Origin of the sequence: Cupriavidus pampae (assembly GCF_914271485.1) — a bacterium.
Taxonomy (GTDB): domain Bacteria; phylum Pseudomonadota; class Gammaproteobacteria; order Burkholderiales; family Burkholderiaceae; genus Cupriavidus; species Cupriavidus pampae.
Genome location: NZ_CAJZAG010000020.1, coordinates 12226 through 31714 on the forward strand (window position 1 = coordinate 12226; position 19489 = coordinate 31714).

At 65.0% G+C, this 19489-nt stretch carries 15 protein-coding genes; 11 read left to right on the plus strand and 4 right to left on the minus strand.

The features are described from left to right. Positions 1–28: 28 nt before the first annotated feature. Positions 29–1696: an energy-dependent translational throttle protein EttA gene (gene ettA, locus LDO41_RS33150; protein WP_223995755.1), complete on the plus strand. Its 1668-nt coding sequence runs from the start codon at positions 29–31 to the stop codon at positions 1694–1696. Here ettA and LDO41_RS33155 read toward each other — a convergent pair. Then, the gene (locus LDO41_RS33155) at positions 1686–2819 is read right to left on the minus strand and encodes a metallophosphoesterase (protein WP_223995796.1); all 1134 of its coding nucleotides are present in this window, start codon (positions 2817–2819) and stop codon (positions 1686–1688) included. The genes ettA and LDO41_RS33155 overlap by 11 nt on opposite strands. Before the next feature lie 330 nt (positions 2820–3149). Between LDO41_RS33155 and LDO41_RS33160 the strand changes: the two genes are divergently transcribed. The 4 genes from LDO41_RS33160 to LDO41_RS33175 all read left to right on the plus strand — a co-directional run bounded on the left by LDO41_RS33160 (position 3150) and on the right by LDO41_RS33175 (position 11737). Continuing rightward, the gene (locus LDO41_RS33160; protein ID WP_223995756.1) at positions 3150–5537 is read left to right on the plus strand and encodes a carbohydrate-binding family V/XII; all 2388 of its coding nucleotides are present in this window, start codon (positions 3150–3152) and stop codon (positions 5535–5537) included. A gap of 144 nt (positions 5538–5681) precedes the next feature. Further along, complete coding sequence (locus tag LDO41_RS33165) at positions 5682–6980, plus strand: efflux RND transporter periplasmic adaptor subunit (protein ID WP_318036310.1); 1299 nt, start codon at positions 5682–5684, stop codon at positions 6978–6980. A gap of 12 nt (positions 6981–6992) precedes the next feature. Then, complete coding sequence (locus tag LDO41_RS33170; RefSeq protein ID WP_223995757.1) at positions 6993–10157, plus strand: efflux RND transporter permease subunit; 3165 nt, start codon at positions 6993–6995, stop codon at positions 10155–10157. Further along, positions 10154–11737, plus strand: a complete 1584-nt coding sequence (locus tag LDO41_RS33175) for an efflux transporter outer membrane subunit (protein WP_223995758.1) — start codon at positions 10154–10156, stop codon at positions 11735–11737. Before LDO41_RS33170 ends, LDO41_RS33175 begins: the two co-directional genes overlap by 4 nt. 2 nt (positions 11738–11739) lie before the next feature. On the opposite strand, the gene LDO41_RS33180 is transcribed toward LDO41_RS33175, so the two are convergent. Then, positions 11740–12264 carry a winged helix-turn-helix transcriptional regulator gene (locus LDO41_RS33180; protein WP_223995759.1) on the minus strand — a complete coding sequence of 175 codons (525 nt, stop codon included), beginning with the start codon at positions 12262–12264 and terminating at the stop codon, positions 11740–11742. A 275-nt stretch (positions 12265–12539) separates the two neighbouring features. Between LDO41_RS33180 and LDO41_RS33185 the strand changes: the two genes are divergently transcribed. From LDO41_RS33185 to LDO41_RS33190, 3 genes are all read left to right on the plus strand, one after another. Beyond that, on the plus strand, positions 12540–13892 hold the full coding sequence (locus LDO41_RS33185) for a chloride channel protein (RefSeq protein ID WP_223995760.1): 1353 nt from the start codon (positions 12540–12542) through the stop codon (positions 13890–13892). A gap of 351 nt (positions 13893–14243) precedes the next feature. After that, positions 14244–14378, plus strand: a complete 135-nt coding sequence (locus LDO41_RS34295) for a hypothetical protein (RefSeq protein WP_290370940.1) — start codon at positions 14244–14246, stop codon at positions 14376–14378. A 111-nt stretch (positions 14379–14489) separates the two neighbouring features. Then, positions 14490–15215: a hypothetical protein gene (locus tag LDO41_RS33190; protein WP_223995761.1), complete on the plus strand. Its 726-nt coding sequence runs from the start codon at positions 14490–14492 to the stop codon at positions 15213–15215. A 21-nt stretch (positions 15216–15236) separates the two neighbouring features. Here LDO41_RS33190 and LDO41_RS33195 read toward each other — a convergent pair whose 3' ends face one another. Further along, the gene (locus tag LDO41_RS33195) at positions 15237–15686 is read right to left on the minus strand and encodes an Lrp/AsnC family transcriptional regulator (protein ID WP_223995762.1); all 450 of its coding nucleotides are present in this window, start codon (positions 15684–15686) and stop codon (positions 15237–15239) included. 124 nt (positions 15687–15810) lie between these two features. Here LDO41_RS33195 and LDO41_RS33200 point away from each other — a divergent pair, with 124 nt between their 5' ends. From LDO41_RS33200 to LDO41_RS33210, 3 genes are all read left to right on the plus strand, one after another. Further along, on the plus strand, positions 15811–16986 hold the full coding sequence (locus LDO41_RS33200) for a saccharopine dehydrogenase family protein (protein ID WP_223995763.1): 1176 nt from the start codon (positions 15811–15813) through the stop codon (positions 16984–16986). An 11-nt stretch (positions 16987–16997) separates the two neighbouring features. Next, positions 16998–18539 carry an L-piperidine-6-carboxylate dehydrogenase gene (gene amaB / locus LDO41_RS33205; protein ID WP_223995798.1) on the plus strand — a complete coding sequence of 514 codons (1542 nt, stop codon included), beginning with the start codon at positions 16998–17000 and terminating at the stop codon, positions 18537–18539. 127 nt (positions 18540–18666) lie between these two features. After that, positions 18667–18879, plus strand: coding sequence for a hypothetical protein (locus tag LDO41_RS33210; protein ID WP_223995764.1), 213 nt, complete (start codon positions 18667–18669; stop codon positions 18877–18879). 2 nt (positions 18880–18881) lie between these two features. On the opposite strand, the gene LDO41_RS33215 is transcribed toward LDO41_RS33210, so the two are convergent. Next, positions 18882–19487, minus strand: a complete 606-nt coding sequence (locus LDO41_RS33215; protein ID WP_223995765.1) for a UbiX family flavin prenyltransferase — start codon at positions 19485–19487, stop codon at positions 18882–18884. Between the last annotated feature and the right edge of the window lie 2 nt (positions 19488–19489).

A 19489-nucleotide genomic window follows, 5' to 3' on the forward strand; every position in this document is an offset into this window, starting at 1 on the left:
CATTGCAATTCCACCCAATACCGCTGCCATGGCTCAGTACGTTTTCACCATGAATCGCGTGGGCAAGATCGTTCCGCCCAAGCGTCACATTCTCAAGGACATTTCGTTGTCGTTTTTCCCGGGTGCCAAGATTGGCGTGCTGGGTCTCAACGGCTCCGGTAAGTCCACGCTGCTGAAGATCATGGCGGGCATCGATCAGGAGATCGAGGGCGAAGCGACGCCGATGCCTAACCTGAACATCGGCTATCTGTCGCAGGAGCCCGAGCTCGATCCCGAGCAGACCGTGCGTGAGTCCGTGGAAGCGGCGCTGGGCGGTGTGTTCGAGGCGCGCAAGAAGCTCGACGAGATCTATGCCGCGTATGCCGAGCCCGATGCGGACTTCGACGCGCTGGCGGCTGAACAGGCCAAGTACGAGGCGATCCTCTCCGCCAGCGATGGCAACAACGCCGAACTGCAACTCGATATCGCCGCCGACGCGCTGCGTCTGCCGCCGTGGGAAGCCAAGGTCGGCAACCTCTCCGGTGGCGAGAAGCGCCGCGTGGCGCTGTGCCGCCTGCTGCTGTCGCGCCCCGACATGCTGCTGCTCGACGAACCGACCAACCACCTGGACGCGGAATCCGTCGATTGGCTCGAGCAGTTCCTCACGCGCTTCCCTGGCACCGTGGTCGCGGTGACCCACGATCGCTACTTCCTCGACAACGCGGCCGAGTGGATTCTCGAACTCGACCGTGGCCATGGCATTCCCTGGAAGGGCAACTACAGCTCGTGGCTGGACCAGAAGGAGAATCGTCTCAAGCAGGAAGAGTCGAGCGAGTCCGCGCGTCAGAAGGCCCTGCAGAAGGAACTGGAGTGGGTGCGCCAGAACCCGAAGGGGCGTCAGGCCAAGTCGAAGGCGCGTCTGGCGCGCTTTGACGAGCTGAACAGCCAGGAATACCAGAAGCGCAACGAGACCTCGGAAATCTTTATCCCGGTCGGCGAGCGTCTGGGTAACGAAGTCATCGAGTTCGATGGCGTGAGCAAGGCGTATGGCGATCGGCTGCTGATCGACAACCTGAGCTTCAAGGTGCCGCCTGGCGCGATCGTCGGCATCATCGGGCCGAACGGCGCCGGTAAGTCGACGTTCTTCCGCATGATCACGGGCAAGGAAACGCCGGACAGCGGCGAGATCAAGATCGGGCCGACCGTGAAGCTCGCATACGTGGATCAGAGCCGCGATGCGCTGGTGGGCGACAAGACCGTGTTCGAGGAAATCTCGGGCGGTGCGGACGTGCTGACGGTGGGCCGTTACGAAACGCCTTCGCGCGCGTACATTGGCCGCTTCAACTTCAAGGGCGGAGATCAGCAGAAGCAGGTGGGCACGCTGTCGGGCGGTGAACGCGGCCGTCTGCATATGGCCAAGACGCTGATCGCCGGCGGCAACGTACTGCTGCTCGATGAACCGTCGAACGATCTCGACGTGGAAACGCTGCGCGCGCTGGAAGATGCGTTGCTGGAGTTCGCGGGCTGCGTGATGGTGATCTCGCACGATCGCTGGTTCCTCGATCGTATCGCCACGCACATCCTCGCGTTCGAAGGCGATTCGCACGTCGAGTTCTTCCCGGGCAACTATCAGGAGTACGAGGCCGACAAGAAGCGCCGCCTCGGCGAGGAAGCTGCCAAGCCGAAGCGTATCCGCTACAAGCCCATCACGCGCTGACCAGCCGCACCTTTGTGATCTCCGACGGGGCACCGAAACGTTTCGGTGGCCCCCAGTAGCCGGTACCCCGGCTCACGTAGATCCACATCCGTTCGTGCCGTTTGAGGCCGTGCACATACGGCTGCTGCATCGGCACAAACAGGTTCCATGGCCAGAACTGGCCGCCATGCGTGTGGCCCGACAGCTGGAGGTCGAAGCCCGCGGCCGCCGCTGCCGGCGCGCTGCGCGGTTGATGAGCCAGCAGCACGCGTACCGCCGCGGAAGCCGGCGCGCCCGCCAATGCCTGGACCGGATCGCTGCGATGACTCGCGATGAACTGTCCGGCCGTGAAGTCCGTTACCCCACCCAGCACCAGCGACGCCCCGTCGCGCTCCACCACCACGTGTTCATTGAGCAGGACGCGCAGGCCCATGCGCCGCAGCTCCTCGATCCACGCTTCCGCGCCCGCGTAATACTCATGATTGCCCGTCACGACGAACGTGCCGTGGCGCGATGCCAGTCGTCCGAGCGGCGCGGTATGCGGCGACAGGTCGCGCACGCTGCCGTCGACGAGGTCTCCGGTAATCGCCACCGCATCGGCTTTCAGGCTGTTCACGCGATCGACGATGCGATCGATATAAGGCCCCTTGATGGTCGGCCCCACGTGAATATCGCTGATCTGCGCGATGGTGAAGCCGTGCAGTGCCTGCGGCAGGCCGGCGACGGGCACATCTACCTCGACCACTTTCGCCACACCGCGCGCGTTGAAGAAGCCAATCAGGCTGACCACCAGCGCCAGCACGGGTGGCACCACCGCGCTGTTCGCGAGCAGCGTCGGCGTGTGCCAGCCGGCGAGCAGCGTCACCAGCAGGAAGATGTCACGCAGGAATGTGAGCACCAGCAGCGATGAGAACAATCCCATCGTCAGCATGCCGATCCAGCTGATGCGGTCCGCCCAGGGCGGCTCGTAACGGCGCGCGCGCATGCCCAAGGGCACGAGCAGCGCGGAGATCGCGAGCCAGATCGCAAATGCGATCTTGAGCCACAGCGGTCCGGGGAGATCGGGCACGAGCCGGAAGCCGATATAGGAGTGCAACAAAATCGGGGTCAGCGCGGAGAACAGAATCGCGCGGCGCGGACGCATGGAGCTCATGGTGCTTCCACGAGAGGAGACATTCTGCGTAGATGAGGCCGCGTATGGGTGGCTTCAAGGGGATACCCGAATTTGTCTGAGGCGAGGGACCGTGTCGCTGGCCCCGCACCCCTGGCCGCACCGGTTTGGCGCCGATTGAAACAAGCGCGTGGCGATCTGTCGGTTTTTGGGCAGGGTCTGAAGTTTTTTATGCCTCATTGTTCCGAAATGCACGCTAATTTAGATTGAGCGGGCGACATATCTTGTGTCGCGGCACTGTCTATGGGAGCGCCATTTCGTATGTCTCGTTTCTATCGCCAACCTCCCGTCTATGCGTGCCTGATGGCTGCACTGCTCTGGCTGACGCCGCCGTTCGCCACAGCCGCACCGACCGCAAAACCAAGCGCCACAGCGGCGCGCGCGTCGTTGCAATGGCCACGCCAGTTCGATGCCGCGGGCCAGCATATCGAGGTCTATCAGCCGCAGATCGAACGCTGGGAAGGCAACCGCCTTGGTGGCCGGGCTGCGGTGGCTGTGGGCCCGAAGGACGGTGCGCCCACCTATGGCGTGGTTCAATTCTCGGCCACAGCCGATATCGACAAACCTACCGGGCTGGTGCAACTGTCACAGCTCCGTATCGATAGCGTGGAGGTGCCCACGCGGCCCGATGCGGCCGACATGGTGCGCCAGGCGTTGAATGCGCAGTTGCCGCCCCAGGGGCTGACGGTGCCGCTCGAGCAGTTGCAGGCCAGCTATGCGGTAGCGCAGCAGATTGCGCAAAGCCAGCGCGTACCGGTGCGCAACGAGGTGCCGCAGATCCTGTTTGCGACCACGCCGACGGTGCTGGTGCTCGTCGATGGCGATCCGGCGTGGCGCAAGGTGGCCGGTACCGATTTCGAACGCGCGATCAACAGCCGCGCGTTGCTGATGCGCGATGCGGGCGGCGAGTTGTTCCTGCAGGCCGCGGGCTATTGGTATCGCTCCGAATCCGCGGGCGGCGCGTGGGAGGTGTTGCAGACGCCAGCGGCGTCGCTGATATCGGCAGCGAGCAAAGCTGCGGGCGGCACCCCGAAGCCCGATCCTATGCTGCCCGCCAACGGTCGCAAGCCCGCCACCGCGCCGGCGGTGCTGCTAGCCACGCGGCCGGCCGAGCTGATCGTCACCAACGGCGCGCCGCAGATGATGCCGGTGGATGGCGTGGGGCTGCTGACCGTGGCCAACTCCGATCACGCGGTGTTCGTCGATCCCAGCTCGAACCTGTCCTATGTGTTGCTGTCGGGCCGCTGGTTTCGCGCGCCGATGCTGACGGGGCCGTGGGAGTACGTGCCCGGCGAACAGTTGCCGGCCGCGTTCGCCAGGATTTCGCCGAGCGATCCGAAGGCCAATGTGCTGGTGTCAGTGCCGGGCACTCCGCAGGCGCGCGAAGCGGAGATCGCCGCCAATATTCCGCAGACTGCCTCGGTGTCGCGCGCGAAGGCCTCGCTGACCATCGCCTATGACGGTGCGCCGCGGTTCGAGGCGATCGACGGCACTTCGCTCAAGTTCGCGGCCAATACCGGCACGCCCGTGATCGATGCCGGCGGTCGCTACTTCGCGGTGGCCAATGGCATCTGGTTTGTCGCGCCGACGCCATCAGGTCCGTGGAGCGTGGCCACCGAAGTCCCATCGGCGATCTATACGATTCCGCCGAGCTCGCCGCTGTATTACGTGACCTACGTGCGCATCTACTCGTTCACGCCCGAGACCGTGGTGGTGGGTTATACGCCGGGCTATATGGGTGTAGTGGTCGGGCCGGGCGGCACCGTGGTCTACGGCACTGGCTATGTATATCCGCCCTACGTGGGCGCCGTGTATTACGGCTATCCCGTGACGTACGGTTATGGCGCCGGGTTTGGCATCGGCATGGCGGAAGGGTTTGCGTTCGGCTTTGCGGCGGGCGCGATCTGGGGTTCGGCGTCGCCTTACTGGGGACCGTACTGGGGTGGCGCGTATGGTGGCAATTTCGTCAACGTGAATCAGACCAATGTGTATGGCCGCTGGGGGCAGGGCACCGTTACGCATGCACAGGGTTACAACGCGTGGACCGGCACGCAATGGCGCGGCTCGGCCGCATCGGGCTACAACCCCGCAACGGGCGCGCAGTTTCAGGGCAGCCGTGGCGCCGCGTTCAATCCGTACTCGGGCAACTATGCGGCGGGGCGGCAGGGTTCGTTCTCGAATCCGTCCACCGGCAGCGCGGGCGCGGGGCGTGGTGGCGTGGTGGGCAATGCGGCCACCGGCGACTATGCGGCCGGACGACAGGTGGCGGGCTACAACGCGCAGACCGGGCGCGTCGGTGCCGCGGAAGCGGGCGTCACCGGCAACACGCAGACCGGCGTGCAGAGCGCGGGCAGCCGCGGCGTGGTGGCCAATCCGGGCAAGGACAACGCGGTGGCCTGGAACAACGGCAACGTCTATGCGGGGCACGATGGCAATGTCTATCAGCACACCGATGACGGCTGGCAGAAACACACGTCGAGCGGTTGGGAACCGGTGCAGCCGAATAGCGAAGTCAATCGCGAAACCACCAGCGGGCTGAACGCGCAGCAGCAGGCGCGCGACCTCGGAAGCCAACGCACCGCGGGCGCATCGCAGGGATGGCAAGGGCGGTTCGGCGGCGGTGAGGGTGGACGATTTGGAGGCGGCGGTGGCGGAAGATTTGGCGGCGGCGGCTTCCACGGCCGGCGTTAATGCGACCCCCGCAGCGTCGAAACAATTTAACTCGATACCGAAAGTTTTGAATGGTGGCACGGGCGGCGCGGACGTAACCTCGACAGGTGCGAGCGCGGGCTCGGCGTTACCCAATTGCCGCGCCGAATAACGAGGGAGCGGTCAATGAAGCGGCAAGTCCGATCGGCGCCGGTAGCACAGGCAATGCGCGCTGGCGTGGCTTTGCGTCTGCGCCTGCGTCTGTGCATGCTCGGTTGCGTGGCATTGTGCATCAGCGCTTGTGGCAAGCAGGAGCCGCCTGCGGCCGCCGCGCAGGCGGTACCGGTCCAGGTGTTCCAGACCCGCGCGCAGGACATGCCGGTGACCTTCGAGTTTGTCGGTCAGACACAGAGCGATCAGGCCGTCGATGTGCGCGCCCGCGTGGCCGGTTTTCTGATCAAGCGCAATTATGTGGAAGGCGCGATGGTCAAGGAAAACCAGGTCCTGTTCGAGATCGACCACAAGCCGTTCCAGGCGCAGCTCGACGCCGCGCAGGCGCAATTGTCACAGCAGAAGGCGCGGCTCGACGTGGCACGTTCGAACCTCGCGCGCGTGAAGCCGCTGGCTCAACAGAATGCGCTGTCGCAGAAAGATCTCGACGATGCCACCGGGCAGTTCCACTCGGCCGCCGCCGGGGTAGAGCAGGCCACGGCCGAGGTGGAAACGCAGAAACTGAACCTGTCATATACGTACGTGCGCGCGCCGGTCGATGGCGTATCGAGTTTTGGCGTATTGCCGGTAGGCGCCTATGTCAGCACGACCAATAGCCTGCTGACCACGGTCTCGACGCTGACGCCGATGCGCATCAACTTCAGCATCTCCGAGCCGCAGACGCTCGAGTTCCGCGCGCAGCAGCAGAACAAGTCGCTGACGGTGCCGCCGGACCGCCACTACGCGGTATCGATCGTGCTGGCCGATGGCACCGAGTATCCGCACAAGGGTCGCATCACGTTCGCCGATGCCACTTACAGCCCGCAGACCGGCACCTTCCTCGTGCGTGCGGAGATGCCGAATCCGAACAAGGAGTTGCAGCCGGGTCAGTTTGTGCGCGTGCTGGTGGGCGGCGCCACGCGACCCAATGCGATCGTGGTGCCGCAGCGTGCGGTCATGCATGGCCCCAAGGGTGACCTTGTGTTTATCGTCGACAAGGAAGGCAAGGCACAGCCGCGGCCAGTGACGGTGGGCGAGCTGTCAGGACCGATGTGGCGCATCGCGCAGGGACTGAATGCGGACGAGACCGTGGTTGTCGACGGCGCGGGCAAGCTGACTGCGGGCGCGCCCGTGAAGGTCACGGGCGAAGCGCCGCTCGCGGCGGTGGGGGCGGGCAGCACACCGGTGGGGACACCGGCGGCGGCGTCCGGTCCTGCCGCGGCACCGCCTGCCTCCGCACCCGCCTCGACTCCCCAACCCGCGCCAACGCGCTAGGCCCAAGCCACCATGATCTCCGCCTTCTGCGTCCGGCGCCCGATCTTCGCGATGGTGCTGTCGCTGATCATCGTCATTGGCGGTGGTGTGGCGATGTTCGCGTTGCCCATCGCGCAATATCCCGACATCACGCCGCCTCAGGTCACAGTCACCGCCACCTACGCGGGCGCCGATTCCGAGACGGTGGCCCAGACCGTGGCCGCGCCGATCGAGACGCAGGTCAACGGCGCCGACAACATGATCTACATGCAGTCGACCTCGTCGCCGACCGGTTCGATGACGCTCAATGTGTTCTTCGATATCGGCACCGACCCCGATACCGCGCAGGTGCAGGTGCAGAACCGCGTGAACCTCGCGCTGCCCCAGTTGCCGGATACCGTGCAGAAGACCGGCATCAACGTACAGAAGCGGTCGTCGAGCTTTCTGCTGCTGATTGCGGTGCATTCGCCCGATGGTCGCTTTGACCAGCAGTACATCAACAACTACTCGAACCTGTACGTGCTCGATGCGATCAAGCGCATCAACGGCGCCAACCAGGCGCAGATCATGGGCTCGGCCGACCTTGCCATGCGTATCTGGCTCAAGCCCGATCGCATGGCCGCGCTGAGCATCACCGCGCAGGATGTGCAGCGCGCGGTGCAGAGCCAGAACGAGCAGTTTGGCGCGGGCAGCGTCGGCCAGGCACCGAATGCGCGCCCGGTGGAGCTGTCGTTCCCGCTCGTCACGCCGGGGCGGCTGACCACGCCCGAGCAGTTCGACAACATCATCCTGCGCGCGGACAACACCGGCGCGGCGATCGTGCGGCTGCGCGATGTGGGCCACGCCGAGGTGGGGCAGCAACTCTATACGTTGCGCTCTTCGCTGAATGGGGCGCCCGCGACGATCATCGCGGTCTATCAGCAGCCTGGCTCGAATGCGATTCAGGTGGCCAAGGATGTGCGGCGCGCGCTCGACGATATGTCGAAGACGTTCCCGCCTGGCATCGCGTACAAGGTATCGCTCGATACCACCGAGTTTGTCAGCGCATCGATCGAGGAGGTCGTGCACACGCTGGCCGAGGCAGTGATCCTCGTGGTGCTGGTGGTGTTCATCTTCCTGCAGAACGTGCGCGCGACGGTGATCCCCGTGCTTGCGGTGTTCGTGTCGATCATCGGCACCTTTGCCGGGCTGCTCGCGCTTGGCTTCTCGATCAATCTGCTGACGCTATTCGCATTGGTGCTGGCGATCGGAATCGTCGTCGACGATGCGATCGTGGTGGTGGAGAACGTCGAGCGCAATATGGCCGAGTTCCATCTGTCGCCGCGTGACGCGACGTTGCGCGCGATGGAGGAAGTGACCGGTCCCGTGATCGCCATCGTGCTGGTGCTGTCGGCCGTGTTTATTCCGGTGGCGTTCGTATCGGGCACCACGGGTCAGTTGTATCGGCAGTTCGCGCTGACGATCGTGGTGTCGGTGGTGATCTCGGGCTTCTGCGCGCTGACGCTATCGCCGGCGCTGGCGGCGATGATCCTCAAGCCCGGACATCACACACCATGGCGCGGCTTCGTCTGGTTCAACAAGAAGTTTGACCGGCTGGTGCAGCATTACGGCAACTGGGTACGCGCGTTTATGCGGCGCGCGGTGGTGGCGCTGCTGGTGTTCGTGATCATGCTGCTGGCGGTGTGGCAGTTGTTCGCGCGCATTCCCACGGCGTTCGTGCCGCCGGAGGATCAGGGCTACCTGCTGGTCGCCGTGATGATGCCGGACTCGGCCAGCCTCGATCGCACTGACAAGGTCACGCAGCAGGTGGCGGCGTTGTTCCGCGAGCATCCCGCGGTGGAGGACGCGTCGGCGCTGTCGGGCTACAGCTTTATCGACAGCCAGTACAAGACCAACGCGGGCACGGTGTTCGTCGGGCTCAAGAGTTTCAAGCAGCGCGGCACTCGCGATCTGTCGGTGCGCGCGGTGATCGGGTCGTTGATCGGCAAGCTACGCGCGATTCCGGAGGCGGTGATCATTCCGGTCAATCCGCCATCGATCCCGGGGCTCGGGTCGCAGGGCGGCTTCGAGTTCTGGATCCAGAATCGCGGCACCGGCAATTCGGCTGAGCTGGAAGGCGTGACGCGTAACTTCATCAAAGCGGCGGCGGAGCATCCCGAGCTCGGGCGACTGACTAGCACGATTCAAGCTGCATCGCGGCAGATGCGCGTCGAAGTCGACAAGGAAAAAGCCGAGACCATGGGCGTGCCGATTGCCGATGTCTACGGCACGCTGCAGACGCAGTTCGGCTCGCTCTATGTGAGCCAGTTCTCGCAGTACAGCCGCGTGTGGCAAGTGATTCTTCAGGCGGAGCCGCAATATCGCGCGAATCCAGATGATCTACAGTTCCTGTATGTGCGACAGGCCAGCGGCAAGATGGTGCCGGTGACGGGCCTGCTGAAGACGCGTTATGCGAGCGGCCCCGATCTGCTGTCGCGGTTCAACAATTTCCCGGCGGCCAAGATCACCGGCGATGCGGCGGCGGGCTACAGCTCGGGGCAAGCCCTGGCCGCGATGGAAGCGGTGGCGCGCGAAACACTTCCCGCGAGCTACAGCTTTGCGTGGAGTGGGGAGGCGTTCGAACAGAAGAAATCCGGCAACACGACGACGATCGTGTTTGTGTTTGGCATCGTGATGGTGTTTCTGATTCTGGCCGCGCAGTACGAGTCATGGTCGCTGCCGGTATCAATCCTGAGCGCGGTGCCGTTCGGCATTTTTGGCGCGTTGCTGGCAATCCTGCTGCGCGGACTGTCGAACGACGTGTACTTCCAGATTGGCATGGTCACGCTGATCGGGCTTGCGGCGAAGAACGCGATTCTGATCGTCGAGTTTGCCGTGCTCAAGCAGAAGGAAGGCATGTCACATGCGGACGCCGCGGTGGAAGCGGCCAAGCTGCGCCTGCGACCGATCGTGATGACGTCGCTGGCGTTTATTCTCGGGGCGGTGCCGCTGTTTATCGCGGCGGGCGCGGGTGCGAATTCGCGGCATTCGATCGGCACCGGCATCATCGGCGGCATGCTTGCCGCCACGACGCTGGCGTTGCTGTTCGTGCCGCTGTTCTCGTGGCTGATCGGCACCGGAGTGGACAAATGGAGTGCGCGGGCCGGCAAGACTGCGGCTGCGTCACCGGTGGTGCCACCGACGGGAGAAACATCATGAACGATCATCATCACCATCATGCGCTGCAGGTGGCGGTTGTCGCCACCGTGCTGGGGGGCTGTGCGATCGGTCCCGATTACCAGCGGCCCGAGGTGGCCTCGCCGCCTTACTATCGGCTCGATACCGGCGCGCTGACGATCGAGGCGGACAACGCATGGTGGAACTCGTTCGACGACCCGGTGCTGACCAGGCTCGTCGATACCGCGCTGCGCAACAGCTATGACGTGCGCATTGCCACCGCGCGCATCGACGAATTTCGCGGGCAGTTGATGGTCGCGCGTTCGGCGTTCTTCCCGCAGATCAACGCCACGGCATCGGCCGCGCGCCAGCGTACCGGTGCTTTCAACACGCTCGGCGGAACGCCCTTCTCGGCCTTCAGCGGTCCGCACAATAACTACCAGATGCTGGCCAACGCAAGCTGGGAGATCGACGTGTGGGGCCGCATCCGCCGTCAGGCCGAGGGCGCGGAAGCCGATCTATGGAACGCGGAGTACACGCGGCGCGGCACCGTGCTCGCGCTGGCGGCATCGGTGATGCAGGGCTATGCCACGCTGCGCGGACTCGATGCGCAGCTCGACATCGCGCGGCAGACGCTGGAGGTGCGCGCCAAGGCGACCGATATCTTCCGGCAGCGCTACGAGGGTGGCGTGGTGTCGCAGGTGGAACTGGTGCAGGCAGAGAACGATTACTACGCGGCCGAGGCGTCGATCCCGCCGATTCGGACTTCGATCTCGCAGACCGAGAATGCGTTGTCGGTGCTGCTCGGCGTGGAGCCGGGGCCGATCGAGCGCGGCAAGCCTTACGATGCGCTGCTGGCGCCGGCTGTCGGCCCCGATATGCCGGCGATGCTGCTCTCGCGCCGGCCCGATGTGCTGGAGGCCGAGCAGGCCGCGGTGGCCGCCAACGCGCGGCTGGGCGCGGCGGAGGCGCTCTATCTGCCGGCCGTCGACCTGTCCGCGATGTTCGGCGCGATTGCCGCCACGCCTGCGGGGTTGTGGCAGAGCGCGTCGCGCGTATGGGGTGTGGGTGCGGGGCTCACGCAGCCGATTTTTCAGGGCGGCGCGATTCGTGGCCAGGTGCAGAGCGCGGGTGCCGTGCGCACGCAGGCGATGCTCGCATATCAAGCCAGCGTGCTCAATGCGCTGGCGGATGTGAACAACGCGCTCGTGGCCAATATGGAAGCGCGCATTCGCGTAGCAAGCCTGAGGCGGCAGGAGCAGGCGCTCGAGATCTACGCGGATCAGGCCAACGCCCGTTACGAAGGTGGCTACACCAGCTATCTGGAGGTCACCGATGCGCGCGAGAAGCTGTTCAATGCGCAACTTGCCGCGGTGCAGGGGCAGGTCGATGTGCTGACGGGTGTGGCCGCGTTGTACAAGTCGCTCGGTGGCGGTTGGCCCGCGGTGCCGGCCGAGGTGCGGGATGGGGGCATGGTCGGCGATGCGCGGCAGTTGCCGGCGTCATCGCAGGCGACAAAACCCCCAACGCAGCCAACCACGCAGCCAACCACGCAGCCCACGCTGCAGACTAGTCCGCAGGCCGCAACACTGACCACGCGCGAACGCCAGGCGTCGCGCTGAGGTTATTCGTCGTCGGTGGTAAATGCGGCGGCCACTGCGGCGGTGTCATTGAACCGTTCCAACTCATGCCGAAACACCTTGGCGCCCGGTCCCGGCACGATCTCGACGTCGCCGAGCGTGATCTCGCTGCCATCGCGTCGCAGCAGCCGCGGCGGCGCGATTTCGCTGCCGTCCTGACCGTCGATCAAGATGGTCAGTGGCCCGTGCTCGGTGGCGCGCCAGCGATCGGCCCATCCCTTCAGCGAAACGAACACCGGAAAGAACTCGCGACCGGACTCGGTCAGTTGATAGACATGCCGCGCGCCGCCGCCGGGCGTGTGGGTCCGGTCGAGCAGGCCATGCTCGACCAGCGCCTTGAGGCGGTTGCTCAGAATATTCGGCGCGATGCCAAGCCGGCGCTCGAATTCGTCGAAGCGCGTGCTGCCGTAGAACGCTTCGCGCAGGATCAGCATGGCCCAGCGTTCACCCAGCACGCTCAACGCGCGGGCAATCGGGCAGGGCATGGCTGAAAAATCGGTGGATGCCATGACATCATCACTTTTTAATGCAAGTCAGAGTCATATTAACTTGCGTCATGAAAGTCTGCTGATGCTGTTTTTTCGTTGCCGCATGAACTAGGGCGAAATCGACCGATGACGGCGCGATATGTCGGGCGCGCGGCATGCGCGCGTATAGTGGCAGGGGCCTGTCCGACACGCGTTGCCACCTCATGACCGAACCGACCGAACCGACCGATGCACCTTCATCCGAATCTGCTGCAGCCGCCGAGGCGCGCGGCATACGTCACCGCGCGCGACATGTCATGGCAAAGAAGTCCCGCCAGGCCGGCCGTATCTCGCGGACCACGATGCGCTATGCGGTGTTCATGTGCGGGGCCGCGGGCGTGGCGCTGTTCTCGCTCGTATTCGCGTGGATCGCGGAACTGGCGCTGCGCTGGAACGCCAAGCTCACCACCGCCACACCATGGCTCGCGTTTATCCTGCTGCCATTCGGGCTGGCCGCGCTGCGCTGGGTGACCCTTCGCTTTGCCGCGCAGGCACGTGGCAGCGGCATCCCGCAGGTGCTGGCATCCATCGCACTGCCGCCGGACAGCCCCGCGCAAAACGTGCTGGTGTCGTTCCGGCAGCAGATGTGGAAGGTGGTGCTGACCACGGGCGCGTTGCTGGCGGGTGCATCGGTCGGGCGCGAAGGGCCGTCGGTGCAGGTTGGCGCCGCGGCGATGCTGTCATGGGGACGCTGGTGCGAGCGCAAGCTGCGCTTCCGCACCGGCTTTCATCCGAACGCGTTGATCGTCGCCGGTGCCGCGGGTGGTCTGGCCTCGGCCTTCAATACGCCGCTGGCGGGCGTGGTATTCGCGATCGAGGAGCTGGGTCGCGGTGCCGCCGTGCGCTGGGACCGGCTGGTGCTGTCGGGCGTGCTGACCGCGGGCTTTCTCACGCTCTCGCTGCTCGGCAACAATCCGTACTTCAGCATCAAGGTACCGATCCTCGCGCTGCATGACGCATGGGGGCCGGTGCTGCTCTGCGCGGCCGTCAACGGCGTGCTCGGCGGTTTGTTTGCCAAGCTGCTGATCGCGGGTGTGCCGGGCCTGCTGCCGGGACGCTCGCGCAAATGGTCGGAGCGGCATCCGATCTGGGTGGCCTTCGGCTGCGGCCTGATCGTTGCCGCGATTGGCTGGGGCACCGCGGGTGCGACCTTTGGCACCGGCTACGAGCAGGCCTCGGCACTGATCAACGGTCATGGCGAAAGCACCGCGTGGTTTGGCGTGGGCAAGTTCTTCGCGACCGTGCTGTCGTACTTCGCGGGGATTCCGGGCGGCATCTTCACGCCCGCACTGGCGATCGGCGCAGGCATCGGCGACAACGTCGCGCACTTTCTCGGCTTTCTGCCAGAGCCGCGCATGCTCGCGCTGATCTCGATGGCCGCGTTCCTCGCGGCCGCCACGCAGGCGCCGATTACCGCAAGCGTGATCGTGATGGAAATGACGCGCACGCAGGACCTGACGGTGTTCCTGCTGGCTGCTTCGCTGTTCGCTTCGTTCCTTGCGCGGCAGTTTTGCCCGCACCCGTTCTATCACCATATGGGTCACGCATTCCGCCGTGAAGCCGTCGCAGCCACGCGTTCCACCACAGGGCGCCCATCGTCGGCGGAGTGAGTGCTCAGGGCTTTTAGTGCGTCATTCGAAACGTGCGGAAGCGCATGGATTTCCGTAAGACTTTGCCCTACCATGTGCCGCGCACGTACCCGTGGCAACAGATCCGGGACGCGCGTGTGTTCCGGCGGCACACCCTTCGCGCCGGCATGCCTTTCGAAGCACTCGGGGGAGCGCAAGATGGCCACGCAACGACCAGGCGGCAGGGGACAGCCGCAACCGCAATCACCAAAGCAATCGCAACCGCAATCGCAACCTCAGCGACAGCCGGCGCAATCCAGCCGACAACCCGAGGTCGATCCGCTTAGCGCCGACAGCATGTGGCACACGCGCGGGCTGCAGAGCAACACACGCATGCGCGCTCCACTCGCGCGCCGCACGCCGCCGCGCCAGCTACCGCCGAGCCGCCTGCCTCGCCTGCTGTTGTGGGCTGTACTGCTCGCGGTGGCCGGCATGCTCGGGAACGCCGCGATGCATATGCTGCGCTAGCCGCCTTGCGGGCATATACGGCACATACGCCACTTACGGTCGCATACAAACGGGCACGGAACATCCGGCTTCAGGCAAACTCCAACCCGAGCCATTTCCTGGAGTTCCGTTTTGAAATTCTCAGTTGCCGCGCTCGCGGCCGCCGGCCTGATTGCGGCTGGCACCTCTGTGGGCGCCAACGCGCAGGCCCCTGGCCAAGGCGATGCGCTCTCGGCCATGTTGTCCACGTTCGAGATCGGCAGCCCGCTGCCTGACCTTCCCGATTGTGCGGATCACCGCACGCCCAACGGCCGTGACGTTACCGCGCTATGCGTGGAGTTGCGTGGCGACGGCACCCAGCGCCAGATTGGCCTGCCGCGCGACAAGCGTCCCGTGTTCATGGATGGTCCGCACCTGCTCGCGTTCGTCGATGGCAATGCGCTGGTCGGCGTGATCATTCCGACTGACGGCATCCGCTCGCAGGACGCGGCGTTTCAGAGCCTGAGCGCGCGCTACGGCAAGCCGTTCCGTCAGGAGCAGGAAGACCTGCGCGACAAGTCCGGTAAGGCGGTCAAGGCCACGCACGCGGGCTGGATCAAGAAGCCGCTGACCATCGAGTTGTATGCGATTCCCGATGATCCGTCCGAAGGCACGATCGAGTTGCTGCTGCCACGTGCGCGCGCGCTGATGGCGATGCAGGATGCCGAGGTGGCGAAGTCGCTGAATCCGGCGTCGGCGCCGGGTGCCAAGGGTAAGGGCGATGCAGCGAAGGCGGATGCCAAGCCCGCGGAGAAGGCCAGCGACAAGCCGGCCGACAAGAAGGCACCCGCCAAGCCCGTTGATCCGGGCAAATGGTGACGAAATGCGGGTAATGCCGCGCTAGTCCGCCGCGCGCCGGCGATCGATCTTGCGCGCCAGCACGATCGACGTCGTCGTGTGATTGACCCCATCGAGCATGCCGATCTCGTCGAGCAGCTTGTCGAGTCGCGCATGCGTGTCGCAGCGGATCACGGCCATATAGTCCACTGGCCCGCTGACCGAATTCAGCTCTTCCACTTCCGGTAGCCGCTGCAGCGCCCGCACCACCGTTGGCGCGGCCTTCGGCTGTACCGACAGTCCGCAGAACGCGAGGATCGCGCTGTCCTCCATCTGCCGGCCCAGCCGTACACCATAGCCGGCCACCACCCCCGTTTTTTCGAGTCGCGCGATGCGGGCCACCACCGTCGTGCGCGCGATACCAAGCGCGCGCGCAAGGTTGGCGGCGGACTCGCGCGCATTGCCCTGCAGCAATGATAGCAGGTGCCGGTCGATTTGGTCGAGTTCCGTCATTTCGTCAGGAATGGTCGTCGTATCGGCAAATTATGCGGGGCATTCGTCAATCTTGTCTCTACATTTCGTTTGCGGCGTTGTCCATACTTGAGCATGAAACGACGCATACGAACCGGAGCCGCTCATGCAACCCTCGACCCTTGCCCGCCCCTCCCATGACCTGTCGCATCGCCCAGTTCCAGTCGTCGTGCTCGGCGCCGGCAATATCGGCCGCATTATCGCGGCGATGCTGCACGACAGTGGCGACTATCGCGTGACCCTCGTCGATCGCGACGCGCACCGGCTCACTGGATTGCCCGACGGCATTGCCGTGCGCACCGCCGATCCGACCGAGCCTGCCACCTGCGCCGCGTTACTGGCCGGCGCCGATGCGGTGCTCAACGCGCTGCCGTTTCATGCTGCCATCGGCGTCGCCACCGTGGCCGCGCAACTCGGCGTGCATTACTTCGACCTGACTGAAGATGTCGCTGCCACGCACGCCATCGGCATCCTCGCGCATGGCGCGCGCGCGGTGCTGATGCCGCAGTGTGGCCTGGCGCCAGGCTTTATCGGCGTGGTGGGCAACGACCTCGCGCGGCGCTTTCTCGATGGTGGCGAACTGCTCGACCTGCGCATGCGCGTGGGGGCGCTGCCGCGCTATCCAGACAACGCGCTCAAGTACAACCTCACGTGGAGCACGGAGGGATTGATCAACGAGTACTGCAACCCGTGCGAGGCTATCGTCGATGGCCGGCGCGTCGAACTCCCCGCGCTCGAAGGGCTCGAGAGCTTTGCGGTGGACGGCGTCGAATACGAGGCGTTTAATACGTCAGGAGGCCTCGGCACGCTGCCAGAAACGCTGGCCGGCCGCGCACGCCATGTCGATTACAAGTCGATCCGCTATCCCGGACATTGCGCTCAGATGAAGCTGCTGCTCAACGACCTGCGCCTGCGCGAACGGCGCGACTGGCTGCGCGAGATTTTCGAGCGCGCGATTCCGGTCACGGAGCAGGACGTGGTGATCGTGTTCGCCAGTGCGACCGGATATCCCGCGGTGGATAGCGAAGGCCGGCGGGGGCCGCTCACGCAGGCGTCGTTCTCCACCAGCATCGGCGGCATGGATGCACCGGGCGGCGGGCACGTCAACGCGATCCAGCTGACCACTGCCGCCGGCATCTGCACCGCGCTCGACCTCGTCGTCTCGGGCGAGCTGCCGCAGTCCGGCTTCGTGCGGCAGGAGGCCATGCCGCTCGATCGCTTTCTCGCCAATCGTTTTGGCCAGCACTACGCGCACCATCCACTACGGGAAACCATTGCATGAACGCCCCTGCCATGAAAGCTCAAGACATCGCGGCCTGCTGGCAGGCTATGGCATTGCCACCTGCGTGGGAGGTGAGCGCCGATGCCAGCCAGCACGGCGGCCGCCGCCCGGGCATGCTGCCGTTGCGTTCGCCGGTCGATGGCGAAGTGTTTGGCCATCTGCCTGAATGCACGATCGAGGAAGCCGACGTGCGCATCGCGCGCGCGCACGCGGCGCTGAGCACATGGGCCCTTGCGCCCGCGCCGGCGCGCGGCGAACTCGTGCGTCGTTTCGGCGAAACGCTGCGCCGCTACAAGGAACCGCTGGGCCGGCTCGTCTCGCTCGAGTCAGGAAAGATCTTGCAGGAAGGCCTTGGCGAAGTGCAGGAGATGATCGATATCTGCGACTTCGCGGTGGGGTTGTCGCGACAGTTGCATGGGCTGACCATCGCGTCCGAACGTCCGCGCCATGCGATGCGCGAGACGTGGCATCCGTACGGCCTCTGCGGCGTGATCTCCGCATTCAATTTCCCGGTGGCGGTATGGGCGTGGAATGCCGCGCTTGCTTTGGTCTGTGGCAATGGCGTGGTATGGAAGCCGTCGGAAAAGACGCCGCTGTGCGCGCTGGCCGCGCAGGGCTTGCTCGAGCGCGTGGTGCAGGCGGAGGCGTCGCAGTACGCGGGCATTGCCACGGTGCTGCCCGGTGGGCGCGCGCTGGGCCACCACCTCGTACAGCATCCGGCGGTGCGGCTGATCAGCGCGACTGGGTCCACGCGCATGGGGCGCGAGGTCGGCGCCGTGTGCGCGGGGCTGTTCAAGCGCACGATTCTGGAACTCGGTGGCAACAATGCGGCGATCGTCGCGCCGTCGGCTGACCTCGAACTGGCCATCCGCGCGATGACCTTCTCCGCTGCCGGCACCGCCGGGCAGCGCTGCACCACGCTGCGCCGCGCGTTCGTGCATGTGGATCTCGTCGAAACTGTGGTCGAGCGACTGCGCCAGGTCTATGCACGGTTGCCGGTAGGCGATCCGTTGCAGGACGGCACGCTGGTTGGGCCGCTGATCGACGCCGCGGCCGGCGATGCGATGGCCAACGCGCTGGCGAGTTGTCGCGCGCAGGGCAATATCGTCCATGGCGGCGAGCGGCTGCTCGGCGATCGTTTGCCGCATGCATGCTACGTCCGGCCCGCACTGGTGCTGACGGATACGCAGCACGACACCATGCTGACCGAAACCTTCGCGCCGATTCTCTACGTCATGCCATACACATCGCTCGATGAAGCGATCGCGCTCAACAACGCGTCGGCGCACGGGTTGTCGTCGTGCATCTTCACGGAGTCTCTGCGCGAGGCGGAATACTTTCTGTCGTCGGCCGGCAGCGACTGCGGCATTGCCAACGTCAACATCGGTACCAGCGGCGCGGAGATTGGCGGTGCGTTCGGCGGGGAGAAAGCGACTGGCGGCGGCCGCGAATCGGGCTCCGATGCATGGAAGGGCTATATGCGCCGCGCCACCAATACGATCAACTATGGCGATGCGTTGCCGCTTGCGCAGGGCATTCGCTTTGACGTTTAGCTACGTAGGATGTAGCGGATGGTAACAATGGTTACAGCGCCTTGACGCTGTATTACCAAGTGCACCCGTATAACGTTCTTGAAGGCGAGGGCTTCACAAACGCCCGCCTGCCCCCAAGGACGAAAAGATGAAAACAATACTGACTGGCATGGTCGTTACCGGTGCCGCGCTGCTGATGAGTGGATGCGCGGTCTATCCCACGCCTGGTGGACCGGTGGTTGCGCCGGCGCCAGTGTATGTGGGCCCGCCCGCGGTCGTGGTGACACCACGGCCGTACTACTACGGTGGCTATGGTTACGGTGGTGGTTATTACGGCCGCCGCTATTACCGCGGTTGGTAACCTCAGGCGTCGTTTGAAGTCGTCGGGTTGAGCCCGCCCCAGCCCGGCGTCAGCTTTTCACCAACGTGCGGAAGGTCGACCAGATCGAGCACGCGGCCCACGGTGTGGTCGACCATCTCATCGAGCGTGCACGGTTTCTGATAGAAGCCCGGCACCGGCGGAAACACAATGCCGCCCATTTCGGTGACCGCCGTCATATTGCGCAGATGGGCAAGATTGAGCGGCGTTTCGCGAACCATCAACACGAGCTTGCGCCGCTCCTTGAGCGTGACATCGGCAGCGCGCGTGATCAGGTTATCGGAGAGGCCATGCGCTACCGCGGCAAGCGTGCGCATCGAGCAGGGCGCGACAACCATCGCATGCGCGCGGAACGATCCGCTGGCGATGGTCGCGCCAACATCGCGCACGTTGTGCACGACGTCGGCCAGCGCTTCCACTTCCGCGCGGCCGATTTCGAGTTCGTGCTGCAGATTCATGACGCCGGCAGGGGAGATCAGCAGATGCGTCTCCACCTCCGGAACCTCGCGCAGAACCTGCAGCAGCCGGACGCCGTAGATGGCGCCGGTGGCGCCCGTGATGGCGACGATCAATCGTTGCGGCACGGGCATGG

Excerpts from the sequence above, each read along its gene's own strand:
- LDO41_RS33180 (WP_223995759.1), bottom strand. The coding sequence starts at position 12,264 with ATGGCATCCACCGATTTTTCAGCCATGCCCTGCCCGATTGCCCGCGCG.
- LDO41_RS33165 (WP_318036310.1), top strand. The coding sequence starts at position 5,682 with ATGAAGCGGCAAGTCCGATCGGCGCCGGTAGCACAGGCAATGCGCGCT.
- LDO41_RS33155 (WP_223995796.1), bottom strand. The coding sequence starts at position 2,819 with ATGCGTCCGCGCCGCGCGATTCTGTTCTCCGCGCTGACCCCGATTTTG.
- ettA (WP_223995755.1), top strand. The coding sequence starts at position 29 with ATGGCTCAGTACGTTTTCACCATGAATCGCGTGGGCAAGATCGTTCCG.
- LDO41_RS33195 (WP_223995762.1), bottom strand. The coding sequence starts at position 15,686 with ATGACGGAACTCGACCAAATCGACCGGCACCTGCTATCATTGCTGCAG.
- LDO41_RS33200 (WP_223995763.1), top strand. The coding sequence starts at position 15,811 with ATGCAACCCTCGACCCTTGCCCGCCCCTCCCATGACCTGTCGCATCGC.
- amaB (WP_223995798.1), top strand. The coding sequence starts at position 16,998 with ATGAAAGCTCAAGACATCGCGGCCTGCTGGCAGGCTATGGCATTGCCA.
- LDO41_RS33210 (WP_223995764.1), top strand. The coding sequence starts at position 18,667 with ATGAAAACAATACTGACTGGCATGGTCGTTACCGGTGCCGCGCTGCTG.
- LDO41_RS34295 (WP_290370940.1), top strand. The coding sequence starts at position 14,244 with ATGCGCGCTCCACTCGCGCGCCGCACGCCGCCGCGCCAGCTACCGCCG.
- LDO41_RS33185 (WP_223995760.1), top strand. The coding sequence starts at position 12,540 with ATGGCAAAGAAGTCCCGCCAGGCCGGCCGTATCTCGCGGACCACGATG.
- LDO41_RS33175 (WP_223995758.1), top strand. The coding sequence starts at position 10,154 with ATGAACGATCATCATCACCATCATGCGCTGCAGGTGGCGGTTGTCGCC.
- LDO41_RS33160 (WP_223995756.1), top strand. The coding sequence starts at position 3,150 with ATGGCTGCACTGCTCTGGCTGACGCCGCCGTTCGCCACAGCCGCACCG.
- LDO41_RS33215 (WP_223995765.1), bottom strand. The coding sequence starts at position 19,487 with ATGCCCGTGCCGCAACGATTGATCGTCGCCATCACGGGCGCCACCGGC.
- LDO41_RS33170 (WP_223995757.1), top strand. The coding sequence starts at position 6,993 with ATGATCTCCGCCTTCTGCGTCCGGCGCCCGATCTTCGCGATGGTGCTG.